The following is a 7,247-nucleotide window of genomic DNA, read 5'->3' as shown; positions in this document are numbered from 1 at the left end:
CCGAATGAAGTTGAGTGAGTTGCAAGCTGACACTGCCGTTGCTGCAAACAAAGCAGAAGCAGAAGAATGGGCAGAGCGTGCTATGCGTTTTAGCATTGCAGAAACAAAAATCAAAGACAAAATGCAAGAACTCCAAAGGCAGATCAACGACGCAAGGAATGCGCTTGATGCCACTATGGACGGTCTGATTGGTCCTGGTCTAAACCCTGCCGTCAATGATGGTCGTTTGGACTTTAACAGTTATGATTACAAATACCAAGAAACAAGACTAAGAGAATTCTATAAAATTGCGGATGGGATGGCCACTGGTAAAATTGGTGGTTGGGATTTTATCCATGGGGGACGCGGGAGTGTTGATCCTCCCACCTTTTCGGGAGGGCTTGCCTATATCCACCCAAGCATTAGTATCAGTGGGTATCTGAGACAATATGGAGGGAATGGTTCTCTTTCTGTTGCCGCCGAACGGGGATTTGATGGTGTTTGGATATTTAATGGCGGTGCCCCTTCGGAAAGTGCTTATAACCGAATGACTTCCTATAACTATTGGGAATTTGAAGCAAAAATGAACAATAGTCTTGGCAATGTGATGGCTGGGGCAGTGGCCATCATCGCATTTATGTCATGGGGAAATCCATTGACAGCTATAGAGGCTATCACTCGTAACAAAACCTGGGTCGATAGCAAAATTGCAATTGATAATGCAGTGAACACTGCCAGATCACAAGCCAATACATTAAAAAGCCTCCAAGAAGAACTCAACCGGTACACAGATATTTCCACCGGCGAACAACTCATCGATATGCTAAAAGGTGGACCAGCCAAAGGTTATGTTGAAACCGGTTTAGAAGATAGTGATGTGGCATTCCTAACAGGCGCTAGTGGTCAGTTGAAAAATGGAACCATCAATTGGACCGGCGGAAAAGAACCATTGTCCATTGACCGTCTTGTAGGGAAAAATGGAGATCCTATTATCCAAAAAAGAGCCATCAAAGATTCTTATGGTTTATTTATAAGAGAAGGAGTGGTTACCGCAGGTTCTCCTTCTACAAGTTCTAATGTTGGTTATGCGAATGATGGTCGTATGGTCAACATTATGACATCTGCTGATGAGTTTGTTGGCTCTCTTGCTTCCATTTCCAAAACACAATATACAATCGAAAAAGAAGAGTATTATGCTGTCCAGGAAGCAGCCATTGTCCGTGGTGTCAAAGCAGACAAACGAGAAATTTTAGATGATCGTGATCGTTTTTACTCTAACCTCCTAAACAAAGTAACCGGTGGCACAGGGAAAAATATTGAATACGATATGTATAAGACGCTCGTGGAGGACTATTACGGTCAAGGAAACGTAACAGACCAACTCTATGCATTGAACGAAAGTCAACAGCGTGAATACCAACTCAAAGTTTGGGACAATAAAGAAAAAGATTTCCAAGCCAAAAAAGCTGATTGGATCGAAAACGTAAATTATTTGATGGAGACTGGTTCTGCTCGTTTTAACGATATGCTCACATCGTTTAACCAGTCTTGGGACCAGTGGAGACGTGACTTCAAAGAAGAAACCGACAAAGGCAAAGCCGAACATATGGCACGCATTGAAGAGGCTTTGAAGAAAAAAACAGATTGGGAAGTGAATCTTCTCAACCAAGCAAGAAAAGGCGACCAGTTTGAAATTGATCAAGTGTATGCTGAGATCCAAAAAACCATCGCTAATATGGGAAGTGTTCCGAACACAGTCCTTCTCCAAAACAATGCTAACAAAATCCTAAACACGATCATGAATAGCAAACCCCAAGTTCTAGACAATCGTATGTTAGAACAAGGGATGTATGCCGATGTTCAGTTCTTTGTAGATGAACTGAAAAAATCCAAATATGACGAATCCAATGTAGAAAAGATGAAGTCGATGACAAAGGAGATGGAGGATCGCAGTAAACAAATGGCAGTCCTTCAAACATTGGATTCCCTTTGGTCGTTACCACTAACCTTTGAAGCAACGATAAAGGAACAAAACAAAGCCCTTGATGAACAGTTAACCATGCAATTATTGCAGGATAACTTTATCAAGTTGGGGTCAGCGTATGTGAGATCTGCTGTAGACAAATTAGGAAACCCTACGTATCAGATGCTTCCTAGCTATGCTGATTTCGTATATATCAAACCGGATAAATTGCCAACCGTCAAAGATTCCAATGGAAAGGAATGGGATCTAACCGATTACCAATCTTTGCAAGGGAAAGACGCACCTGCCAGTGCAGAACTCACAATGATGGTGAGACTGGCTCGTAACCAAATGCAAACGGACTTCAAACAAACATTTGATCCTGAGAAGTCAGAAAACCGTGAAGTCGGTTTAACAATGCTTGATCCAAAGGCTATGGCACGAGTCGCCCAGGCTGCACAATCTGCGTTAGGCCAGCTTGCAACCGATCCGCAAAAGATGTTTGAGTTTAACTCAGCTGATGAAAAAGGTAAAGAAGCCATGATCGAATCAGCGAAGAACTCTGGTTACTTGGTTGGACCGACAGTGGGGGGAACATTCGGAACTCACCACTTCAATCAGTACTATCCTATTCTTAAGATGAAGGAGATGTACAACGAGATCAAAGCTGAGGGAGAATCGGTTCAGGGTGATCCGTTTGTCAAATCTGCCAAATCGTTAGGTGGCCCGATGGCTGCCACATACGTTGCCAAAAACTTAGATACCCTTAAGGCAGTGGATGCTGTGTTGTCTTCCATCCCGATTGTAGATCGATTGAATCCACTTGCCATGCTCAAATCCTTTGGAAATGGCGGGATTTTGGGTGTGGTTACCAATGTTGCATCTGTCGTCACGGAAACCGCCAGCTTAATTTTAAGCGGTCTTACTACAAAGGTAAGTGTAGACTATTCTTATGATAATGGATTTGGCGCCAGTGTTGACTTTGGGTTTGGTGTCGGTGCCGCTAGGGTCAGCGTTGCAAATGCATCTTATTCTGAACATGGTGGATTTGCCGCAAGTATTGGAGTCACAGGGAAAATAGGATCTGTTGAGTTAGGGGCTAGGGTAACCTATAGCGAGAAGGAAGGTTTTGGGGCTAGTGTTGGGGCCAAGGTTGGTAATTTTGTCGCAGGGGTGAGTTATACCCAGAACGGCGGATTTGGGGCCCAGGTTGGATATAAAAACTCCAATGGAGCGATCTCGGGACTCTCTTACTCGGAAAAAACGGGATTATCAGCATCAGTTGGAGTCACAAATGGAGACTATTCTGGAGGTCTATCTTATAACGCCCAAGAAGGTTTTGGAGCCTTTGTTGCTCGTAATGACTATGATAAGGCTACGGATAAGACAAGTGGAAGTCAGGCACTAACGTTTAATCAGCGCGATGGAGTTGGTGTAAAAGTTTCTAGTAACACCGCTAATGGCGACCATTCATTAGGGATTTCTCAGAGAGGGGGAATTAACTATGAAGGTTCTTATAATGGCCATACAGTCAGTGCAAACTATTCGAAAGATGGTGGATTCGGTGTATCTTACACCAATGGTGGCAGCACAATAGAATACTCTTCTCAATCAGGTTTTTCTGGTAGTTACAACAACAATAACAACCCTGCTTATGGAGACATTGTTGGAAACAGTGTCGTGACATCGCAAGGTGCACTCATGGGTGCTATGGACAGTATTGCCGAAAATGTTCACGGCGAATATATGGAAGTAGACCGAGCGAAGAAGAAGTGGTTAGAATCCAAAGGCCCAATCAAATTTCCTGAAGGCAAAAGTAGCTGGGATGACTTAACTGACGAAGAAAAAGAAACGTTAGTTCAGAATAAGTCTGCAGAAATCAACGGTAAGCCAAAAAGAGATCAACATACAACTAGAGATTCTGTTTGGGAAAGAATGAAAGGGAATGTCTCCGATTTCGCCGACCAACTTGGTGGTACATACGGTGATCACTCTGGTTGGATAGATCCAAAGACAGGTCAATTCGTAGATAGAACTTGTTTTGTCGCCGGAACCAAAGTTCATACCAAAGAGGGCTTAAAGAACATTGAAGACATCCAAGTTGGAGATTTAGTTCTTTCCAAATCCGATGAAACAGGGGAAGTCTCTTACCGCAAGGTAGTGAACACCTTTATCCGACAAACAGATGCTATTTACACTGTTTCTTTTGCTGATGGAACAGTCCTCGAAACCACTTGGAACCACCCGTTCCGTGTGAAAAAACAAGGTCATGCCTTAGAGAAGTTCTCTATAGAAACTACTGATTGGGTAGAGGCAAAAGATTTACATCCTGGGGATGTGGCTCTTGGTGCGGATGGAAAGGAACTGGTTGTTTCTAACATTACGATAGATGAGAGGAAAGAGACCGTTTATAACTTTGAGGTGGAAGAATATCATACCTACTTTGTGGGGGAAGTCGGGGTTTGGGTGCATAATAACGATGATAGTTATATTAAGGGGAATGGATTACTATTCACTAACACACTCCAATCCAACCTAAGGCCTGACGGTGCTAAGAAAATCAATGAAGGAATTGATGATGCAGTAGAAGGAGCAAAAGATTTAGCGGTAGAGACGGCTAAAGAATGTGTAGATGGAGGAGTGGGCTCAGCAATATGTGCTGCATCGATAACACCTTGGGGAAGGGTTGGTGCAGCATTAAAAGGTATACCTATCATTGGAAATACAATTAAGGCTATATCTAATTCTGCCTCTAGAATAGGTCAAAGAGTAAAAGGAATTTTTGGAGGGAGTAAAGCGGTTGAAGTCACCGCTTCTAAAGGGACAACCCGGTTTATCGATGGTGTTCGGGTGGTTGATAAAAGAACTGGAAAAGTCCTTGAAGGTACTGTTGACCTAAAACCGACCCTGCAAAGAATTGAACAAGGTGGTAGATTTCCGCATAGAAACGATGGTTCAATATTCAATAACAGGCCTTTGCCGGGAAAAACAACTCCTGAGTTGCCAGTCAAACCAGATGGATATTACACTGAGTATGTTCACCCAACACCTGGTGTTCAGGGACCGGGGCCGCAACGAATTGTCCGCGGTGCTAATGGTGACATGTGGTATACGCCTGATCACTACGACTCATTTATTAGGCTGAATCCATAAGGAAGTATAGAAGATGTTTACAGAAGCGGACTTCTCATGTTATGCATCCCTCCATGATGTTCTACAAAATCATAGTGATGATTTTGTAGGGATTATTCACGAAAATATTACAACGACCCATGAGTTGCTATCTGCTCTTTATGAAGTGTTAAATTTCCCAGGCTATTTTAGTTATAACTGGAATGCTCTTGAAGATTGCCTTTCCGATTTAGATTGGGTTACTCAAAAGCGAGTTGTAATTGTTCATAAATCGATCCCCAAGATTGGTAACCAAGATTATCAGCAATACCTAGATGTTCTAAAAACTAGTATAGAATCTTGGAAACCTGAAGAAGAGCATGAACTGCTTGTGTATTTTCCAACTTTCGTATCCGCCTGAGCCTCGTCAAAACTATAATAGCGAACAAGATGTTCGTTAAGTTAGATGCTAGATGCAAACGGGAATGATTTTGAAGACAAAATACAATCGGAAGCCATCGATTTCTAGTGATTCACAAAGACTATGTTCCAAAAAAGAGTGATCAGTTGATTGCTAAGGATATAAGGAATCCTTCTCTTCTATAGAAGAGATTATTGAATCAAAGCTTGCAAACAATGGGAGCACACCGAAGTATAAAAGAGAGTGATTTCTCTTAAGCGCTTTTTTTCCAAGAGTAGGTGTTGCAGAGACCACCTAACACGGGAGCGGATTGCAGTGCGCAGTTTCCGTCTCTCGGTTTGTGGAGGATTGGTGAGGGGGATGGGTGGGGGTTAATTGCAATACAGATAGACACTCGTCTGCAGGTGTTAAACGAAATGCGTATAGCCAAAATATTTTCTGAGTTTTTCTGTAGTTCGCATAAATCTCACTTTTTTTCCGCTTTTACAAGTAGTTCGTCTCAATGCCAAATTGGGATTTGTGGCCAGAATCAATCTTGATTCTAATCAGTTCTTTCAATCTTAACTAAACATTTCCTAACTAATGATTGTTTTCACCGAAAATTCCCTGCGCCAGCGATAGCAGCGGAAATCCTTTCCATAAACTGACTTATTTTAATCAACGAACAGATCGGAAAGATTGGAGCGGATAGCGCGGTCGTTACAGAAATAAGTGCCAATCAACTAACGGATTCGATGCGCCAAAAAACATTCACCAATTTATTGACCAATCGCATGTTAGTTGTTAGTCACCTCGATCGTAATGGTTATCGTCCATCGCAGCCATCATTTATATTCTTACAGCCCGAAGCCAAAACTCATTCGGGAATTCTGATTACAGAGGATCGCCTTAGAAAAATAAATTTGACTCAAGTTTTAGCAATATTCTCTTTGACTATTTAGCGAAATATTATGATTTAATCCTATGCGTATTTCAAGCAACTTGTTATCATTTAAAAAAGTTTTACGACTCATACTCCTATTATTATTAACAACTCATTGCACAAAGTATTATGTCTACCCAAACCATCCAGACGATCCGCAACCAAGCGATACTTCAAAATTAGCAGAATTAAGAATTTCTAATTTTCTAATTCTTAGTATCGATGGTAAAGACTTTGAAGAGAACCTTCAGGATTATGGATTCTCTCTTGGGATCATTGGGATTGGAAAAGTAGACGGGAAATCACAGTTCTACATGACTCCCGGAAAACATGTCCTTCGTTTAACATACTTTGCAGTCAGAATTCATAATTACGCAAAAAACCGGGTGATTGATACTTACACTTCAAAGGAGCCGGCTCTGCTGGAAATAGATATCAAAGAAGGGCAAAGGGTATGCATATGTTTCCAAAATCTACCTCAAGAAAGTGAAGACGAATTTGTTATCTTTGCGGAAGCGAGAGAATACCTCGATGAAAAAGACTTTCAACCGCCAGTTTACATTCCTTATGCTTCGCAGTTAAATTTTTTACCAGCTGATTGTGGCGGCGGAAAAGGTGAAAATGCAAAACTGGTCGGCAGATCAGAAAAAATGTTTGTTAACAAATCCATCGACTCGAGAAACAAAGCAAACATCATCTCTTATTAAATCTCTACACCCCTTTTATGAATGGGTGCTTCGCAACGTAATCTGCTGATTATTTACAAAAGAGGGACTCGACTTGATCCAAAAAAATAGCATTCAAACGTAGGATTGTTTCTTCAAAACCTTGGTATTCAAAGTTAACGAAGA

Annotated in this window: 3 protein-coding genes; all 3 read left to right on the top strand. The window is 41.7% G+C overall.

Annotated elements, in window-relative coordinates:
• The first annotated feature begins 10 nt into the window (after positions 1 to 10).
• The 3 genes from EHQ47_RS04980 to EHQ47_RS04970 all read left to right on the top strand — a co-directional run bounded on the left by EHQ47_RS04980 (position 11) and on the right by EHQ47_RS04970 (position 7,103).
• Positions 11 to 5,095, top strand: a complete 5,085-nt coding sequence (locus EHQ47_RS04980) for a polymorphic toxin-type HINT domain-containing protein (RefSeq protein WP_208727395.1) — start codon at positions 11 to 13, stop codon at positions 5,093 to 5,095.
• A gap of 13 nt (positions 5,096 to 5,108) precedes the next feature.
• Complete coding sequence (locus tag EHQ47_RS04975) at positions 5,109 to 5,474, top strand: barstar family protein (protein WP_135776684.1); 366 nt, start codon at positions 5,109 to 5,111, stop codon at positions 5,472 to 5,474.
• A gap of 963 nt (positions 5,475 to 6,437) precedes the next feature.
• The gene (locus EHQ47_RS04970; RefSeq protein ID WP_135776683.1) at positions 6,438 to 7,103 is read left to right on the top strand and encodes a hypothetical protein; all 666 of its coding nucleotides are present in this window, start codon (positions 6,438 to 6,440) and stop codon (positions 7,101 to 7,103) included.
• Positions 7,104 to 7,247: the final 144 nt, after the last annotated feature.

It is taken from the genome of Leptospira bourretii, from assembly GCF_004770145.1.
Lineage (GTDB): Bacteria > Spirochaetota > Leptospiria > Leptospirales > Leptospiraceae > Leptospira_A > Leptospira_A bourretii.
The sequence above is the reverse complement of the archived record's forward strand: the minus strand, read 5'-3'. Positions and strand labels throughout refer to the sequence as shown.